Source organism: Serratia sp. FGI94 (assembly GCF_000330865.1).
Taxonomy (GTDB): domain Bacteria; phylum Pseudomonadota; class Gammaproteobacteria; order Enterobacterales; family Enterobacteriaceae; genus Serratia_B; species Serratia_B rubidaea.
Window position 1 is genome coordinate 4,826,141 of record NC_020064.1, and the last position, 17,159, is coordinate 4,843,299.

Genomic DNA, 17,159 nt, shown 5'->3' on the forward strand with positions numbered 1-17,159 from the left:
GATAGGCAATCGGCCGCTGACATCACTTTCAGCCTGCATTATCATAGCCGCTTCGCCATTTCCGGCGGATCTCGCGTTGGTCAGAGGATTCCATTGTGGATAAAAAGTTAGACTCGCTGCTGGCAGCAGCTGGTATTTCGCTTCCCGATCGTCAAAAACAGCAGCTGCTGGGTTATGTCGGCATGCTGGATAAGTGGAACAAGGCGTACAACCTGACCTCCGTGCGCGATCCGCAGCAAATGCTGGTGCGCCATATCCTCGACAGCATCGTGGTTAATCCGCATCTGGTCGGCTCACGCTTTATCGACGTCGGCACCGGGCCGGGCCTGCCGGGCATTCCGCTGGCCATCGTGCGTCCGGACGCGCATTTCACACTGCTGGACAGCCTGGGCAAGCGGGTACGCTTTCTGCGGCAGGTACAGCACGAGCTGGGGCTGACCAATATCGAGCCGGTACAGAGCCGGGTGGAAGAGTTTCCGGCCGAGCCGCCGTTCGACGGTGTGATCAGCCGCGCATTCGCCTCGCTGCAGGATATGCTGAGCTGGTGCCGTCATCTGCCGGCGCAAGGGCAGGGGCGTTTTTATGCGTTGAAGGGCGTCCGTCCTGATGAGGAGCTGGCCGCACTGCCTGACGGCATTGAGCTTGAAGAGGTCGTACGTTTACAGGTGCCGGAACTGGAAGGTGAGCGTCATCTGGTGGTCCTTAAGGCAAACTGAGTTTGTTTTTGATCAAGCAAGCGTCAGATTGAGGCTTGCTACGGATGTAAAAATAAGCAGACTAATTAACTGGCCGCTTTTTTTAGTTAATTTACTTTTTATTAACACAAAAGCAGCAGTTAATTAGCGAAAATAGCCTAATTACGTGTAGCAATTGTCACGTTAGCAATTATGTGAATAAGATCGCCTTTTGCTATCGTTGTTAACGCGTAATAACAATATTCTTTCTGTGGATGTCAACGAAAGGTTTTTCGCGGGTATAAGGATTGTTTTCGAACGGTTAAATTATACCATTTTGATTTATAAAAGATTTTTATCGCTCTAATCGCTAAAGACGTTTTATGCGCACGTGGGTTATAAATCGAACGTTAGCCGTATTGTTGTGATCGATTGCACGTTTTAGTGTGCAACAGTGGAATAATCGGACAATAAAATCGAGGTATTATTCCGCCTATTTTCTTGCGAAAATAGTCCGAATTTGGTGAATTTAAATAATTGTTCACCTTTTCGCTACTTATCGATTGAATTCGTTGAAGTGACCCGTATAATTTGCTCGTTTTTTGCTGCTTGACTCTGCGCAGCAAAGACAGTGTCATACGTCACTCAGCATACCCCCTTAGGGGTACGGAGAGAACAAACGTCATGTCTGTGTCCCTTTACAGTGGGAAAGTCGCACGCAAACTGCTGTTTCTGCAGTTTATGACTTTTGTTCTGATCAGCGCCGCCTACGGTTTCAAGGGGTTGGCGTGGGGCGCTTCGGCGTTGGCGGGCGGACTTGCCGCCTGGCTGCCGAGCGCCATGTTTATGCTGTTTGCCTTGCGTCACCAGGCGCAGACGCCGGCGCCCGGTCGGGTTGCCTGGTCGTTCGCCATTGGCGAGGGGCTTAAGGTCGTGATCACCATCTTTTTGCTGATCGTGGCGCTTGGGGTGTTCAAAGCGGAGTTTATACCGCTTGGCCTGACCTATTTAGCGGTGTTAGTGGTGCAGATAGTGGCACCGGCCGTGATTAACAGTTACCGAACTTAACTAAAAGGGTAAGAGGCATCATGTCTGCAGGAGAAGTCTTGACTCCACAGGAGTATATCGGTCACCACCTGACGCAGCTTCAGGTCGGGACGGGGTTCTGGTCGATCAACATCGACTCGATGTTTTTCTCCGTCGTCCTCGGGGCGCTCTTCCTGGTGATCTTCCGCAAAGTGGCCAAAAACGCCACCAGCGGCGTGCCGGGTAAACTGCAAACCGCAGTGGAACTGGTGGTTGGGTTCGTCGACAGCAGCGTGCGCGACATGTATCACGGCAAGAGCAAGGTGATTGCTCCGCTGGCGTTGACCGTGTTCGTCTGGGTCTTCCTGATGAACCTGATGGATTTGCTGCCTATTGATTTCCTGCCGTATATCGGCGAACACGTTCTCGGCCTGCCTGCGCTGCGCGTAGTGCCTACCGCCGATGTCAACGTGACGCTGTCTATGGCGCTGGGCGTGTTTATCCTGATTCTGTTCTACAGCATCAAAATGAAAGGCGTTGGTGGGTTCGTTAAAGAGTTAACCATGCAGCCGTTCAACCACCCTGTATTCATTCCGATTAACCTGATTCTTGAAGGTGTCAGCCTGCTGTCCAAGCCTGTATCTCTGGGCCTGCGACTGTTCGGCAACATGTATGCGGGTGAGTTGATCTTCATCCTGATTGCCGGCCTGTTGCCGTGGTGGTCACAGTGGGTTCTGAGCTTGCCTTGGGCAATCTTCCACATCCTGATCATTACGCTTCAAGCCTTTATTTTCATGGTTCTGACGATCGTCTATCTGTCGATGGCGTCTGAAGAGCACTGATTTTTCCTAAAACACTTGCATTTATAACTGAAACAAACTGGAGACTGTCATGGAAAACCTGAGTATGGATCTGCTGTACATGGCTGCCGCTGTGATGATGGGCTTAGCGGCAATCGGTGCTGCGATCGGTATCGGCATCCTGGGTGGTAAATTCTTGGAAGGCGCAGCGCGTCAGCCTGACCTGATTCCTCTGCTGCGTACACAGTTCTTTATCGTTATGGGTCTGGTTGACGCCATCCCGATGATCGCTGTTGGTCTGGGTCTGTACGTGATGTTCGCCGTCGCGTAAGCAGAGAAACGCTCTGCCGACTTACCCACACTCATTAACTTTAAAAGAGGCATTGTGCTGTGAATCTTAACGCAACAATCCTCGGCCAGGCCATCGCGTTCGTCCTGTTTGTCTGGTTCTGCATGAAGTATGTATGGCCGCCAATTATGGCTGCCATCGAGAAGCGTCAGAAAGAAATTGCTGACGGCCTTGCTTCTGCAGAGCGTGCCAAGAAAGATTTGGACTTGGCGCAAGCCAATGCGAGCGACCAGCTGAAAACTGCTAAAGCAGAAGCTCAGGTGATCATTGAGCAAGCGAACAAACGCAAAGCTCAGATCATGGATGAAGCGAAAGCCGAAGCCGAGCAGGAACGTAACAAAATCGTGGCGCAGGCTCAGGCTGAGATCGAAGCCGAACGTAAACGCGCTCGTGAAGAGTTGCGTAAGCAAGTCGCGATGCTGGCTATCGCCGGTGCCGAGAAGATCATCGAACGTTCCGTGGATGAAGCTGCTAACAGCGACATCGTTGATAAACTGGTCGCTGAACTGTAAGGAGGGAGGGGCTGATGTCTGAATTTGTTACTGTAGCTCGCCCCTACGCCAAAGCAGCTTTTGACTTTGCCGTTGAGCACCAAAGCGTAGAACGCTGGCAGCAGATGCTGGCGTTTGCCGCTGAAGTCACTCGCAACGAACAGATTTCCGAACTGCTGTCCGGCGCTGTCGCACCGGAAACGCTGTCGAATACGTTCACCGCGGTTTGTGGCGATCAACTCGACGAAAATGGCCAAAACCTTATTCGCGTTATGGCCGAAAATGGACGTTTACTGGCGCTTCCTGACGTTTTGCAGCAGTTCGTTGAACTGCGCGCTGCGCTGGAATCCACCGTCGAAGTCGACGTGCTCTCTTCAAGCGCACTGAACGACGAACAGCAGGCCAAAATTGCCGCTGCGATGGAAAAACGTCTGTCACGCAAAGTTAAGCTGAATTGCAAAATTGACAAGTCTGTACTGGCCGGCGTGGTTATCCGCGCAGGCGACATGGTGATCGATGGCAGCGTACGCGGCCGTCTTGAACGCCTGGCAGACGTCTTGCAGTCTTAAGGGGACTGGAGCATGCAACTGAATTCCACCGAAATCAGCGAACTGATCAAGCAGCGCATTGCTCAGTTCAATGTAGTGAGCGAAGCTCACAATGAAGGTACTATCGTTTCCGTCAGCGACGGAATCATCCGCGTACACGGCCTGGCCGATGTAATGCAGGGCGAAATGATCGCACTGCCTGGCAACCGTTACGCAATTGCATTGAACCTGGAGCGCGACTCCGTTGGTGCCGTAGTTATGGGTCCGTATGCGGACCTGGCTGAAGGCATGAAGGTAAAATGCACCGGCCGTATCCTGGAAGTTCCAGTCGGCCGCGGCCTGCTGGGCCGCGTGGTTAACACCCTGGGCGCGCCTATCGACGGCAAGGGCCCGGTTGAGCACGACGGTTTCTCCCCGGTTGAGACTATCGCACCGGGCGTTATCGACCGCCAGTCGGTCGACCAGCCGGTACAGACCGGTTATAAATCCGTTGATGCCATGATTCCAATCGGCCGTGGTCAGCGTGAGCTGGTGATCGGCGACCGTCAGACCGGTAAAACCGCACTGGCGATCGATGCCATCATCAACCAGCGCGATTCCGGCATCAAGTGTGTCTACGTAGCTATCGGCCAGAAAGCGTCTACCATTGCTAACGTGGTGCGCAAACTGGAAGAGCACGGCGCGCTGGCTAACACCATCGTTGTGGTGGCTACCGCTTCTGAATCCGCAGCACTGCAATACCTGGCGCCATACGCCGGTTGCGCAATGGGCGAATACTTCCGCGACCGCGGCGAAGATGCGCTGATCGTGTACGATGACCTGTCCAAACAGGCCGTTGCTTACCGTCAGATCTCCCTGCTGCTGCGTCGTCCGCCGGGCCGTGAAGCTTACCCTGGTGACGTATTCTACCTGCACTCCCGTCTGCTGGAGCGTGCAGCGCGCGTTAACGCCGACTATGTTGAAGCTTTCACCAAGGGTGAAGTGAAAGGCCAGACCGGTTCTCTGACCGCGCTGCCGATCATCGAAACTCAGGCGGGTGACGTTTCCGCGTTCGTTCCGACCAACGTAATCTCGATTACCGATGGTCAGATCTTCCTGGAATCCAACCTGTTCAACTCCGGTATTCGTCCGGCAGTTAACCCGGGTATCTCCGTATCCCGTGTTGGTGGCGCTGCGCAGACCAAGATCATGAAGAAACTGTCCGGCGGCATCCGTACCGCGCTGGCACAGTATCGTGAACTGGCGGCATTCTCCCAGTTCGCTTCCGATCTGGATGATGCAACCCGCAAGCAGCTGAACCACGGCCAGAAAGTGACTGAACTGCTGAAGCAGAAACAGTACGCGCCGATGTCCGTCGCACAACAGTCTCTGGTGCTGTACGCGGCAGAACGCGGCTACCTGGAAGATGTTGAAGTCGCCAAGGTAGTGAGCTTCGAAGCTGCGCTGGTTGCTTACGCGGATCGCGAACACGCCGAACTGCTGAACCACATCAACCAAACTGGTAATTTCAACGATGAGATCGAGGGCAAGCTGAAAAACGTCCTCGAGACCTTCAAGAAAACCCAGTCCTGGTAACGCGTAGCGGCCTGCAGTTGAAAGACGGCAGGCCGCTGGCAATGAGGAGAAGCAGAGATGGCCGGCGCAAAAGAGATACGTAGTAAGATCGGCAGCGTGCAAAACACGCAGAAGATCACTAAAGCGATGGAGATGGTCGCCGCCTCCAAAATGCGTAAATCGCAGGATCGCATGGCGGCCAGCCGTCCTTATGCAGAGACCATGCGCAAAGTGATTGGTCACCTTGCGTTAGGGAATCTGGAATATAAACACCCGTACCTGGATGAGCGTGATGTTAAACGCGTCGGGTATCTGGTGGTGTCGACTGACCGTGGTCTCTGCGGCGGCTTGAACATTAACCTGTTCAAAAAGCTGCTGGCGGAGATGAAAGGCTGGTCCGAAAAAGGCGTTGAAACTGATTTGGCGCTGATTGGCTCTAAAGCCGTCTCTTTCTTTGGCTCCGTGGGCGGCAACGTGGTTGCCCAGGTGACCGGCATGGGGGATAACCCTTCCCTGTCGGATCTGATCGGGCCGGTGAAAGTGATGCTGCAGGCTTACGACGAAGGTCGTTTGGACAAGCTGTACATTGTCAGCAACAAATTTGTCAATACGATGTCCCAGGAGCCGCAGGTTCTTCAGCTGCTGCCTCTGCCGCCTTCTGATGAGGGTGAGCTGAAGAAGACAGCTTGGGATTACCTGTATGAACCCGATCCAAAAGTGCTGCTTGATACCTTGCTGCGCCGCTATGTGGAATCGCAAGTTTATCAGGGCGTCGTGGAAAACCTGGCCAGCGAGCAGGCCGCGCGAATGGTAGCGATGAAAGCCGCAACCGATAACGGCGGTAGCCTGATCAAAGAGCTGCAGTTGGTATACAACAAGGCACGTCAGGCCAGCATCACTCAGGAACTCACCGAAATCGTTTCGGGAGCCTCCGCGGTTTAACCAGGTTATTACCCCAAGTAGTTCAGATTGCAGAAAGGCGCAACTGAGCGAGTCCCCAGGCGCTTACTTGAGTAGGCAACTGGGGGAAAAGAAAGCCGTCAACGCATCTGCAGTTTGAAATACGACGGGTAAACGAATTACGTAGAGGATTCAAGATGGCTACTGGAAAGATTATCCAGGTAATCGGCGCCGTAGTGGACGTCGAGTTCCCTCAGGATGCCGTACCAAAAGTGTACGATGCCCTTGAGGTAGAGAACGGTAACGAAAAACTGGTGCTGGAAGTTCAGCAGCAGCTGGGCGGCGGCGTTGTACGCTGTATCGCCATGGGTACTTCCGACGGTCTGCGTCGCGGTCTGAAAGTTAACGACCTTGAGCACCCAATCGAAGTGCCAGTTGGTAAAGCAACGCTGGGTCGTATCATGAACGTATTGGGTCAGCCAATCGACATGAAAGGCGACATCGGCGAAGAAGAGCGTTGGGCGATTCACCGCGCGGCGCCAAGCTACGAAGAGCTGTCCAGCTCTCAAGAGCTGCTGGAAACCGGTATCAAGGTCATGGACCTGATCTGCCCGTTCGCCAAGGGTGGTAAAGTTGGTCTGTTCGGTGGTGCGGGCGTAGGTAAAACCGTAAACATGATGGAGCTGATCCGTAACATCGCGATCGAGCACTCCGGTTACTCTGTGTTTGCGGGCGTGGGTGAGCGTACTCGTGAGGGTAACGACTTCTACCACGAAATGACCGACTCCAACGTACTGGACAAAGTATCCCTGGTTTACGGCCAGATGAACGAGCCGCCGGGTAACCGTCTGCGCGTTGCACTGACCGGCCTGACCATGGCGGAAAAATTCCGTGATGAAGGCCGCGACGTTCTGCTGTTCGTGGATAATATCTACCGTTACACCCTGGCCGGTACCGAAGTGTCCGCACTGCTCGGCCGTATGCCATCTGCGGTAGGTTATCAGCCAACGCTGGCGGAAGAGATGGGCGTTCTGCAAGAACGTATCACCTCGACCAAGACCGGTTCAATCACCTCCGTACAGGCCGTTTACGTCCCTGCGGATGACTTGACTGACCCGTCTCCAGCCACCACCTTTGCGCACTTGGACGCAACCGTGGTACTGAGCCGTAACATCGCTTCCCTGGGTATCTACCCGGCCGTTGACCCGCTGGATTCTACCAGCCGTCAGCTGGATCCGCTGGTTGTGGGTCAGGAACACTACGATGTTGCGCGTGGCGTGCAGTCTATTCTGCAGCGCTACCAGGAACTGAAGGACATCATCGCGATTCTGGGTATGGACGAACTGTCTGAAGAAGACAAACTGGTCGTATCCCGTGCGCGTAAAATCCAGCGCTTCCTGTCTCAGCCGTTCTTCGTGGCCGAAGTCTTCACCGGCGCGCCGGGCAAGTTCGTATCGCTTAAAGACACCATTCGTGGTTTCAAAGGCATTATGGACGGCGACTACGACCACCTGCCGGAGCAGGCGTTCTACATGGTTGGCACCATTGAAGAAGCAGTGGAAAAAGCCAAGAAACTGTAACGCCTTGAGAGGAGGGTGATATGGCTATGACTTACCATCTGGATGTTGTCAGCGCGGAGAAACAGATGTTTTCCGGCCTGGTGCAGAAGATCCAGGTGACAGGTAGCGAAGGCGAACTGGGTATTTTCCCAGGGCATGCGCCGCTGCTGACTGCCATCAAGCCTGGCATGGTGCGTATTGTTAAACAGCACGGTGAAGAAGAGTTCATCTACCTGTCTGGCGGTATCCTTGAGGTACAGCCAAGCGTGGTGACCGTGCTGGCGGACACTGCCATCCGTGGAACGGACCTCGATGAAGCCAGAGCGCTGGAAGCCAAGCGCAAGGCTGAAGAGCATATCCGTAGCTCTCATGGTGATGTCGACTATGCTCAGGCATCCGCTGAGCTGGCGAAGGCGATCGCGAAACTGCGCGTTATCGAACTCACCAGAAAAGCGATGTAAGCAATACCGAAATAAGAAAGCGACCCAATGCGGTCGCTTTTTTTTTGCATTAAAATAAGCGTTTGGCTCTGCCAATCGTTGTGGCGTATTCGTGATGAGGGCAGAGGAATTGTGTCTCCGAACGCCGACAGTTTACCGACGGTGGAATCAGATTGCGCCAGATGACGGCGCGCCTAGAGCCACGCGGCTTAGCTTGGTTTTGCGTAGAGAAATATGTGGTAATTTCGGCGTGAAACGGTTTTACTTTCGTCTATTAAAATTGGAGTTATCAGGTTGCTTATGTCGAACAGCGCAATGAGTGTAGTGATCCTCGCCGCGGGTAAGGGAACGCGTATGTATTCCGACCTGCCCAAGGTTTTGCATCCGCTGGCGGGCAAACCGATGGTGCAGCACGTTATTGATGCCGCGATGAAGCTGGGGGCGCAGAATGTCCACCTGGTTTATGGCCACGGCGGCGAACTGCTGAAGAACACGCTCGATAACGCAGCGTTGAACTGGGTGCTGCAGGCTGAACAACTGGGCACCGGCCATGCGATGCAGCAGGCGGCGCCGCACTTTGCCGATGATGAAGACGTGCTGATGCTGTACGGCGACGTGCCGCTGATCTCCGTCGACACGCTGACGCGTCTGCTGGCGGCCAAGCCGCAGGGCGGCATCGGCCTGCTGACCGTAAAACTGGATGACCCGACCGGCTATGGCCGCATCGTGCGTGAAAACGGCGAGGTGGTCGGCATCGTCGAACATAAGGACGCCAGCGAACAGCTGCGTCAGATTAACGAAATCAATACCGGTATTCTGGTGGCTAACGGTCGCGATCTGAAACGCTGGCTGGGCATGCTGAACAACGATAACGCGCAGGGTGAATACTACATCACGGATATCATCGCGCTGGCCCATGCCGACGGTAAGAAGATTGAAGCGGTGCACCCTGAGCGCCTGAGCGAAGTCGAAGGCGTGAACAACCGTCTGCAGCTGGCGTCGCTCGAACGCATCTATCAGGCCGAACAGGCGGAAAAACTGCTGCTGGCCGGGGTTATGCTGCTGGATCCGGCGCGTTTCGACCTGCGCGGCGCGCTGACGCACGGCCGCGACGTGCTGATTGACGCCAACGTGATCGTTGAAGGTAACGTACAGCTGGGCAACCGGGTGAAAATCGGCGCCGGCTGCGTGTTGAAGAACTGCGTGATTGGCGACGACTGCGAAATCAGCCCTTACAGCGTGGTGGAAGACGCGGTATTGGCGGCGGATTGCACCGTCGGCCCGTTTGCCCGTCTGCGTCCCGGCGCGGAGCTGGCGCAGGGTGCGCACGTCGGCAACTTTGTCGAAATGAAAAAGGCGCGCCTGGGCGTAGGTTCCAAGGCAGGACACCTTAGCTACCTGGGTGACGCCGAGATCGGCGACGACGTGAATATCGGCGCTGGCACCATTACCTGCAACTACGACGGTGCCAACAAGCATAAGACCGTTATCGGCGACGGCGTGTTTGTCGGCTCCGATACGCAGCTGGTGGCGCCGGTTACGGTGGCCAAGGGCGCGACGATTGCCGCTGGCACCACGGTTACGCGCAATATCGCTGAAGACGAGCTGGTGCTGAGCCGGGTGAAGCAGGTGCATATCCAGGGCTGGCAGCGTCCGACCAAAGCCAAGAAGTAATGATCAGGATGGCCGTTATGCGGCCATCCTGTTTTGCACTGTCTTTTTATGGCAGAAGGCAATGCAAAACATATAAGTCCTCTTCAGAGGATCATCCCCACCCTCTACAAGGCTCGGGGCGCACGGTAATCACCGGCAAAAAAATCAGGTCAGGCATCGAAGCGTCCTGAAAGACGCTTAATTAGGAATAAAATCCATGTGTGGAATTGTAGGCGCAGTAGCGCAACGTGATATTGCAGAGATCCTGTTGGAAGGCTTACGCCGTCTTGAATACCGTGGCTATGACTCGGCCGGTCTGGCGGTCGTTGACGCCGAGGGCAACCTTAACCGCGTACGTCGCGTCGGCAAGGTCAACGCGCTGGCGGAAGCGGTAGAGCAGCACCCTTTGCACGGCGGCACCGGTATCGCGCACACCCGTTGGGCGACCCACGGCGAGCCGACCGAAGCTAACGCTCACCCGCACGTTTCTGATTACATTTCCGTGGTGCATAACGGCATCATTGAAAACCACGAGCCGCTGCGCGAGCTGCTGATTGAACGCGGCTACCGCTTTGCGTCCGAAACCGATACCGAAGTGATCGCGCACCTGGTGCATTGGGAGCAGCAGCAGGGCGGTACGCTGCTGGAAGTGGTCAAGCGCGTGATCCCACAGCTGCGCGGCGCTTACGGCACCGTAGTGATGGACAGCCGTGACCCGAGCGTGCTGGTGGCCGCCCGTTCCGGCAGCCCGCTGGTGATTGGCCGCGGCGTCGGCGAGAACTTTATTGCCTCCGACCAGTTGGCGCTGCTGCCGGTGACCCGCCGCTTTATCTTCCTGGAAGAGGGCGACGTGGTGGAGGTCACCCGTCGTACCGTGGCCATTTTTGACCAGCAGGGCAACCCGGTCGAGCGCGAGGAGATCGAGTCGCAGGTGCAGTACGACGCCGGCGATAAAGGTGCTTACCGCCACTACATGCAAAAAGAGATCTTCGAACAGCCGCTGGCGCTGAAAAATACCCTGGAAGGGCGCTTCAGCAACGGCCAGATCAACCTGAGCGAGCTGGGTCCGCAGGCCGATGCCCTGCTGGCGCAGGTGCAGCACGTACAGATCATCGCCTGCGGCACTTCCTATCATTCCGGGATGGTGGCGCGTTACTGGTTTGAGGCGCTGGCCGGCGTACCGTGCGACGTAGAGATTGCCTCCGAATTCCGTTACCGCAAATCGGCGGTGCGTCCGGGCAGCCTGATCATCACCCTGTCGCAGTCCGGCGAAACTGCAGATACCCTGGCGGCGCTGCGCCTGTCCAAACAGCTGGGCTACCTGGCGTCGCTGGCGGTGTGCAACGTGGCCGGCTCGTCGCTGGTGCGTGAATCCGATATGGCGCTGATGACCAAGGCCGGCACCGAAATCGGCGTAGCGTCCACCAAAGCCTTCACCACCCAGTTAACCGTGCTGTTGATGCTGGTGGCGCGTCTGGGTCGCCTGAAAGGCATGGCGGAAAGCGTCGAGCACGATATCGTGCACGGCCTGCAGGCGCTGCCTGCGCGCATTGAACAGATGCTGTCGCTGGATAAAAACATCGAGGCGCTGGCGGAAGGCTTCTCCGATAAGCATCATGCGCTGTTCCTCGGCCGCGGCGATCAGTACCCGATCGCCATGGAAGGGGCGCTGAAGCTGAAGGAGATCTCCTATATCCACGCCGAGGCCTACGCAGCCGGCGAGCTGAAGCACGGCCCGCTGGCGTTGATTGACGCCGATATGCCGGTGATTGTGGTGGCGCCGAACAACGAGCTGTTGGAAAAACTGAAATCCAACATCGAAGAAGTGCGCGCGCGCGGCGGCCAGCTGTACGTGTTTGCCGATCAGGACGCCGGTTTTGTCAGCAGCGAAGGGATGACCATTATCCCGCTGCCGCACGTGGAAGAGATCGTCGCGCCAATCTTCTACACTGTGCCGCTACAGCTGCTGTCTTACCACGTGGCGCTGATTAAAGGCACCGACGTGGACCAGCCGCGTAACCTGGCGAAGTCGGTAACCGTCGAGTAAAACCGTAACGTTTGTTGCTGAATAATCCGGCGCGCTGTATCAACGGTGCGCCGGATTTTTTATGACTGAAGACTGGCAGCCATTCAGGGCTGAGTAAGAAACCGCAGCTAGCCTGAATACCGAATGAACCAATAACTGTGACAATCTTTTTACGGCGCTTAAAATTGTTGTTTTTTCAGATAAATATGATCCATTAAAAGAACTTTACCTTCACGGGTTTATACTTATCCTTTTGATTTAAAACTGGTTAATTGATATTTTTTTGCGTTGTCATATAACTGTCATATTTCATACATTTTACTGTCACCAAACTGTCCTATTTTCCCTCCTGCAGCAATACTTACTCTGATGAAAACGATTTGAAATCGATTTTTGATGCCCCTTAGGAGGGATTATGAAACTGATGCGTACCACCGTCGCCAGTATTGTCGCAGCGACTTTCTCCATGGCCTCTGTGTCCGCGTTCGCTGCCGCCAGCCTGACCGGTGCAGGTGCGACATTCCCCGCGCCGGTGTATGCCAAGTGGGCAGATTCCTATCAAAAAGAAACCGGCAACAAAGTTAACTATCAGGGGATCGGTTCCTCCGGCGGCGTGAAGCAGATCGTCGCCAATACCGTTGACTTTGGCGCCTCTGACGCCCCGCTGTCCGACGAAAAACTGGCGGCCGACGGCCTGTTCCAGTTCCCGACCGTGATTGGCGGCGTGGTGCTGGCGGTGAATATCCCCGGCATCAAATCCGGCGATCTGACGCTGGACGGCCAGACGCTGGGCGATATCTACCTGGGCAATATCAAAAAATGGAATGACCCGGCGATTGCCAAACTGAACCCGGGCGTGAAGCTACCGGACCAGAACATCGCCGTGGTGCGCCGCGCTGACGGTTCCGGCACCTCCTTCGTCTTTACCAGCTACCTGGCGAAAGTGAATGCCAAGTGGAAAGAGAAAGTGGGCGCCGGCTCAACGGTAAACTGGCCGACCGGCCTGGGCGGTAAAGGCAACGACGGCATTGCCGCCTTCGTTCAGCGCCTGCCTGGCTCTATCGGCTACGTTGAATATGCCTACGCCAAACAGAATAACCTGGCGTACACCAAGCTGGTCTCCGCCGACGGCAAGCCGGTCAGCCCGACCGAAGACGCCTTCAGCGCCGCCGCCAAAGGCGCGGACTGGAGCAAAACCTTCGCGCAGGACCTGACTAACCAGAAAGGCGATAACGCCTGGCCGATTACCTCCACCACCTTCATCCTGGTGCATAAGGCGCAGAAAAAGCCGGAGCAGGGCACCGAAGTGCTGAAGTTCTTTGACTGGGCGTATAAGTCAGGCGGCGAACAGGCCAAAGCGCTGGATTATGCCGTACTGCCTGAGGAAGTGATCGAGCAGGTGCGCGCCGCATGGAAAACCAACGTGAAAGACAGCGCTGGTAAAGCGCTGTACTAAACGGCCGAGGCATTTCTGTCGGGGCCCGGTTTGCCGGGCCCTCCAAGCTTTAAACAGAAGAGTAATTTATGGCTGAGTACAAGCCGACCATCAAAGCGCCGAGTAAAAACGGCGATGTCATCTTCAGTGCGCTGGTTAGGCTGGCTGCGCTGATTACCCTATTGCTGCTGGGCGGCATAATCGTTTCGCTGATTTTTGCCTCCTGGCCGAGCATCCAGAAATTCGGCTTCGCCTTCCTGTGGACCAAAGATTGGGATGCGCCGGCGGAGCAGTTTGGCGCGCTGGTGCCGATTTACGGCACCATCGTCACCTCGCTGATCGCGCTGATTATCGCGGTGCCTGTCAGCTTCGGCATTGCGCTGTTCCTGACCGAGCTGGCGCCGAACTGGCTGAAGCGTCCGCTGGGCGTCGCCATTGAGCTGCTGGCGGCGATCCCGAGTATTGTCTACGGCATGTGGGGGCTGTTTGTCTTCGCCCCGCTGTTTGCCGAATACTTCCAGACGCCGGTGGGCAACGTGCTGTCCGGCATTCCGATTGTCGGCGAACTGTTTGCCGGCCCGGCCTTCGGCATCGGCATCCTGGCCGCCGGGGTGATTCTGGCGATCATGATTATTCCGTATATTGCCGCGGTGATGCGCGACGTGTTCGAGCAAACGCCGGTGATGATGAAAGAGTCGGCCTACGGCATCGGCTGCACCACCTGGGAAGTGATCTGGCGCATCGTGCTGCCGTTTACCAAAAACGGCGTGATTGGCGGCGTGATGCTGGGGCTGGGACGTGCGCTGGGGGAAACCATGGCGGTGACCTTTATTATCGGCAACACCTACCAGCTCGACAGCGCGTCGCTGTATATGCCGGGCAACAGCATTACCTCGGCGCTGGCGAATGAATTCGCCGAAGCGGAATCCGGGCTGCACACCGCGGCGCTGATGGAGCTGGGGCTGATTCTGTTTGTGATCACCTTTATCGTGCTGGCGCTGTCGAAACTGATGATTATGCGTCTGGCCAAGAACGAGGGGCGCTAACGTGGCGACGATGGATATGCAAAACCCCGCGGCGGTGGCGGAAACCCGCCGCAAGATGCAGGCCTGGCGCCGGCAGAAGAACCGCATCGCGCTGTTTTTATCGATGGCGACCATGGCGTTCGGCCTGTTCTGGCTGATTTGGATCCTGTTCTCGACCGTCACCAAAGGCGTGGACGGCATGTCGCTGGCGCTGTTTACCGAAATGACGCCGCCGCCGAATACCGCCGGCGGCGGGCTGGCCAACGCCATTGCCGGCAGCGGCCTGCTGATCCTGTGGGCGACCATCTTCGGCACCCCGCTCGGCATTCTGGCCGGCATTTATCTGGCCGAATACGGGCGTAAATCCTGGCTGGCGGAGGTGATCCGCTTTATTAACGACATTCTGCTGTCTGCACCGTCGATTGTGGTTGGCCTGTTCGTCTACACCATCGTGGTGGCGAAGATGGAGCACTTCTCCGGCTGGGCGGGCATTATCGCGCTGGCGCTGCTGCAGGTGCCGATCGTTATCCGCACCACGGAAAATATGCTGAAACTGGTGCCGGATACGCTGCGCGAGGCGGCCTACGCGCTCGGTACGCCGAAGTGGCGCATGATTTCCGCCATTACGCTCAAGGCGTCGGTGTCCGGCATTATCACCGGCGTGCTGCTGGCCATCGCGCGTATCGCCGGCGAAACCGCGCCGCTGCTGTTTACCTCGCTGTCGAACCAGTTCTGGAATACCGATCTGATGCAGCCGATCGCCAACCTGCCGGTCACCATCTTTAAGTTCGCCATGAGCCCGTTTGCCGAATGGCAGCAGCTGGCCTGGGCCGGGGTGCTGTTAATCACGCTGTGCGTACTGCTACTGAATATTTTGGCGCGTGTGATTTTCGCCAAGAAAAAGCATGCATAAAAATTTTACGCGTCGCCCGCGCGGCGCGGTAACAAGAGAGAAGTCTTGATGAGTACAAGTGAACTCGCTTCCAGCAGCAAAATTCAGGTCCGCGATCTGAACTTTTACTACGGCAAATTCCACGCGCTGAAAAACATCACGCTGGATATCGCCAAAAATAAGGTGACCGCGTTTATCGGCCCGTCCGGCTGTGGCAAATCCACCCTGCTGCGTACCTTCAACAAGATGTACCAGCTGTATCCGGAGCAGCGTGCCGAAGGCGGCATTCTGCTGGATGGGCAGAACATTTTGACCGATAACCAGGATATCGCGCTGCTGCGCGCCAAGGTCGGCATGGTGTTCCAGAAGCCAACGCCGTTCCCGATGTCGATTTACGACAACATCGCCTTTGGCGTACGCCTGTTTGAAAAGCTGTCGCGCGCCGATATGGACGAGCGCGTCCAGTGGGCGCTGAGCAAGGCGGCGCTGTGGAATGAAACCAAAGACAAGCTGCACCAGAGCGGGTACAGTCTGTCCGGCGGCCAGCAGCAGCGCTTGTGCATTGCGCGCGGCATCGCCATTCGCCCGGAAGTATTGCTGCTGGATGAGCCGTGTTCGGCGCTGGACCCGATCTCCACCGGCAAGATTGAAGAGCTGATCAGCGAGCTGAAGTCGGATTACACCGTGGTGATCGTGACGCACAACATGCAGCAGGCGGCGCGCTGTTCCGACTCGACGGCCTTTATGTATCTGGGCGAACTGGTGGAGTTTAGCGATACTGACACCCTGTTTACTGCGCCGCAGAAGAAACAGACTGAAGATTACATCACTGGTCGTTATGGTTGATTAGGATGCATCATGGATAACCTGAATTTAAACAAGCACATTTCTGGGCAGTTCAACGCCGAGCTTGAGCACATCCGCACTCAGGTGCTGACGATGGGCGGGCTGGTGGAGCAGCAACTGACCGACGCCATTACCGCGATGCACAATCAGGACGGCGAGCTGGCCAAGCGGGTGATCGACGGCGATAAAAAGGTCAATATGATGGAGGTGGCGATTGATGAGGCCTGCGTGCGCATCATTGCCAAGCGTCAGCCTACCGCCAGCGATCTGCGTCTGGTGATGGCGATCATCAAGACCATTTCCGAGCTGGAGCGCATCGGCGACGTGGCGGATAAAATTTGCCGCACCGCGCTGGAGAAGTTCTCGCAGCAGCATCAGCCGCTGCTGGTGAGCCTGGAGTCGCTGGGACGCCATACCGTGCAGATGCTGCACGACGTGCTGGATGCCTTTGCGCGCATGGATCTGGACGAGGCGATACGCATCTACCGGGAAGATAAAAAGGTCGATCAGGAATACGAAGGCATCGTACGCCAGCTGATGACCTATATGATGGAAGATTCGCGCACCATTCCCAGCGTGCTGACCGCGCTGTTCTGCGCCCGCTCCATTGAGCGCATCGGCGATCGCTGCCAGAACATCTGCGAATTTATCTTCTATTTTGTCAAAGGCCAGGATTTCCGCCATCTGGGCGGGGATGCGCTGGATGAGCTGCTGGCGGACGGCAAAAAGCCCGCAGCGGATGATGACCGCGAATAGTTGCCCGCAGCATAAAAAGGCGCACTCGGTGCGCCTCAGACCGTGGACAAAGTCCGTTATTAGGGAGAGCGTGGCGATGGGGTCGTAGCGGCATCAGCCGCCGGAGCGCCCCTCGTTACGCTAGGCCCGGGTATCTCGAGCTACCAGACCACTTTGTCATCAACCTCAGGCGCACTCGGTGCGCC

General features: G+C 56.1%; 17 protein-coding genes. All 17 read left to right on the forward strand.

Annotated elements, in window-relative coordinates:
• Positions 1-95 precede the first annotated feature (95 nt).
• The 17 genes from rsmG to phoU all read left to right on the forward strand — a co-directional run bounded on the left by rsmG (position 96) and on the right by phoU (position 16,974).
• Positions 96-716: a 16S rRNA (guanine(527)-N(7))-methyltransferase RsmG gene (gene rsmG / locus D781_RS22035; RefSeq protein ID WP_015962429.1), complete on the forward strand. Its 621-nt coding sequence runs from the start codon at positions 96-98 to the stop codon at positions 714-716.
• Positions 717-1,358: 642 nt separating this feature from the next.
• The gene (atpI, locus tag D781_RS22040; RefSeq protein WP_015962430.1) at positions 1,359-1,742 is read left to right on the forward strand and encodes a F0F1 ATP synthase subunit I; all 384 of its coding nucleotides are present in this window, start codon (positions 1,359-1,361) and stop codon (positions 1,740-1,742) included.
• 20 nt (positions 1,743-1,762) lie between these two features.
• Positions 1,763-2,542 carry a F0F1 ATP synthase subunit A gene (gene atpB / locus D781_RS22045; RefSeq protein WP_015962431.1) on the forward strand — a complete coding sequence of 260 codons (780 nt, stop codon included), beginning with the start codon at positions 1,763-1,765 and terminating at the stop codon, positions 2,540-2,542.
• A gap of 49 nt (positions 2,543-2,591) precedes the next feature.
• On the forward strand, positions 2,592-2,831 hold the full coding sequence (atpE, locus tag D781_RS22050; protein WP_004093904.1) for a F0F1 ATP synthase subunit C: 240 nt from the start codon (positions 2,592-2,594) through the stop codon (positions 2,829-2,831).
• A 59-nt stretch (positions 2,832-2,890) separates the two neighbouring features.
• Entirely contained in the window at positions 2,891-3,361 is a 471-nt protein-coding gene (gene atpF, locus D781_RS22055) for a F0F1 ATP synthase subunit B (RefSeq protein ID WP_015962432.1), read from the forward strand.
• 14 nt (positions 3,362-3,375) lie between these two features.
• The gene (atpH, locus tag D781_RS22060) at positions 3,376-3,909 is read left to right on the forward strand and encodes a F0F1 ATP synthase subunit delta (RefSeq protein WP_015962433.1); all 534 of its coding nucleotides are present in this window, start codon (positions 3,376-3,378) and stop codon (positions 3,907-3,909) included.
• Between the two features lie 12 nt (positions 3,910-3,921).
• Positions 3,922-5,463 carry a F0F1 ATP synthase subunit alpha gene (gene atpA, locus D781_RS22065; RefSeq protein WP_015962434.1) on the forward strand — a complete coding sequence of 514 codons (1,542 nt, stop codon included), beginning with the start codon at positions 3,922-3,924 and terminating at the stop codon, positions 5,461-5,463.
• 57 nt (positions 5,464-5,520) lie between these two features.
• Positions 5,521-6,384, forward strand: coding sequence for a F0F1 ATP synthase subunit gamma (gene atpG / locus D781_RS22070; RefSeq protein ID WP_015962435.1), 864 nt, complete (start codon positions 5,521-5,523; stop codon positions 6,382-6,384).
• A 155-nt stretch (positions 6,385-6,539) separates the two neighbouring features.
• Positions 6,540-7,922, forward strand: coding sequence for a F0F1 ATP synthase subunit beta (gene atpD, locus D781_RS22075; RefSeq protein ID WP_015962436.1), 1,383 nt, complete (start codon positions 6,540-6,542; stop codon positions 7,920-7,922).
• Positions 7,923-7,942: 20 nt separating this feature from the next.
• Positions 7,943-8,362, forward strand: a complete 420-nt coding sequence (locus D781_RS22080; RefSeq protein WP_004933814.1) for a F0F1 ATP synthase subunit epsilon — start codon at positions 7,943-7,945, stop codon at positions 8,360-8,362.
• A 279-nt stretch (positions 8,363-8,641) separates the two neighbouring features.
• A complete protein-coding gene (gene glmU / locus D781_RS22085) occupies positions 8,642-10,015 on the forward strand; it encodes a bifunctional UDP-N-acetylglucosamine diphosphorylase/glucosamine-1-phosphate N-acetyltransferase GlmU (RefSeq protein ID WP_015962437.1) in 1,374 nt (457 codons plus the stop codon).
• Positions 10,016-10,211: 196 nt separating this feature from the next.
• A complete protein-coding gene (gene glmS, locus D781_RS22090) occupies positions 10,212-12,041 on the forward strand; it encodes a glutamine--fructose-6-phosphate transaminase (isomerizing) (protein WP_015962438.1) in 1,830 nt (609 codons plus the stop codon).
• 394 nt (positions 12,042-12,435) lie between these two features.
• On the forward strand, positions 12,436-13,476 hold the full coding sequence (pstS, locus tag D781_RS22095; RefSeq protein WP_015962439.1) for a phosphate ABC transporter substrate-binding protein PstS: 1,041 nt from the start codon (positions 12,436-12,438) through the stop codon (positions 13,474-13,476).
• Between the two features lie 68 nt (positions 13,477-13,544).
• Complete coding sequence (gene pstC, locus D781_RS22100) at positions 13,545-14,501, forward strand: phosphate ABC transporter permease PstC (protein ID WP_015962440.1); 957 nt, start codon at positions 13,545-13,547, stop codon at positions 14,499-14,501.
• Position 14,502: 1 nt separating this feature from the next.
• Positions 14,503-15,393, forward strand: a complete 891-nt coding sequence (gene pstA, locus D781_RS22105; protein WP_015962441.1) for a phosphate ABC transporter permease PstA — start codon at positions 14,503-14,505, stop codon at positions 15,391-15,393.
• Between the two features lie 48 nt (positions 15,394-15,441).
• Complete coding sequence (pstB, locus tag D781_RS22110) at positions 15,442-16,218, forward strand: phosphate ABC transporter ATP-binding protein PstB (protein WP_015962442.1); 777 nt, start codon at positions 15,442-15,444, stop codon at positions 16,216-16,218.
• A 12-nt stretch (positions 16,219-16,230) separates the two neighbouring features.
• Complete coding sequence (gene phoU / locus D781_RS22115; RefSeq protein ID WP_015962443.1) at positions 16,231-16,974, forward strand: phosphate signaling complex protein PhoU; 744 nt, start codon at positions 16,231-16,233, stop codon at positions 16,972-16,974.
• Positions 16,975-17,159 lie beyond the last annotated feature (185 nt).

Excerpts from the sequence above, each read along its gene's own strand:
- pstB (WP_015962442.1), top strand. The coding sequence starts at position 15,442 with ATGAGTACAAGTGAACTCGCTTCCAGCAGCAAAATTCAGGTCCGCGAT.
- D781_RS22080 (WP_004933814.1), top strand. The coding sequence starts at position 7,943 with ATGGCTATGACTTACCATCTGGATGTTGTCAGCGCGGAGAAACAGATG.
- atpD (WP_015962436.1), top strand. The coding sequence starts at position 6,540 with ATGGCTACTGGAAAGATTATCCAGGTAATCGGCGCCGTAGTGGACGTC.
- atpA (WP_015962434.1), top strand. The coding sequence starts at position 3,922 with ATGCAACTGAATTCCACCGAAATCAGCGAACTGATCAAGCAGCGCATT.
- atpI (WP_015962430.1), top strand. The coding sequence starts at position 1,359 with ATGTCTGTGTCCCTTTACAGTGGGAAAGTCGCACGCAAACTGCTGTTT.
- phoU (WP_015962443.1), top strand. The coding sequence starts at position 16,231 with ATGGATAACCTGAATTTAAACAAGCACATTTCTGGGCAGTTCAACGCC.
- atpH (WP_015962433.1), top strand. The coding sequence starts at position 3,376 with ATGTCTGAATTTGTTACTGTAGCTCGCCCCTACGCCAAAGCAGCTTTT.
- pstC (WP_015962440.1), top strand. The coding sequence starts at position 13,545 with ATGGCTGAGTACAAGCCGACCATCAAAGCGCCGAGTAAAAACGGCGAT.
- glmS (WP_015962438.1), top strand. The coding sequence starts at position 10,212 with ATGTGTGGAATTGTAGGCGCAGTAGCGCAACGTGATATTGCAGAGATC.
- atpB (WP_015962431.1), top strand. The coding sequence starts at position 1,763 with ATGTCTGCAGGAGAAGTCTTGACTCCACAGGAGTATATCGGTCACCAC.
- atpG (WP_015962435.1), top strand. The coding sequence starts at position 5,521 with ATGGCCGGCGCAAAAGAGATACGTAGTAAGATCGGCAGCGTGCAAAAC.
- glmU (WP_015962437.1), top strand. The coding sequence starts at position 8,642 with ATGTCGAACAGCGCAATGAGTGTAGTGATCCTCGCCGCGGGTAAGGGA.
- pstS (WP_015962439.1), top strand. The coding sequence starts at position 12,436 with ATGAAACTGATGCGTACCACCGTCGCCAGTATTGTCGCAGCGACTTTC.
- atpE (WP_004093904.1), top strand. The coding sequence starts at position 2,592 with ATGGAAAACCTGAGTATGGATCTGCTGTACATGGCTGCCGCTGTGATG.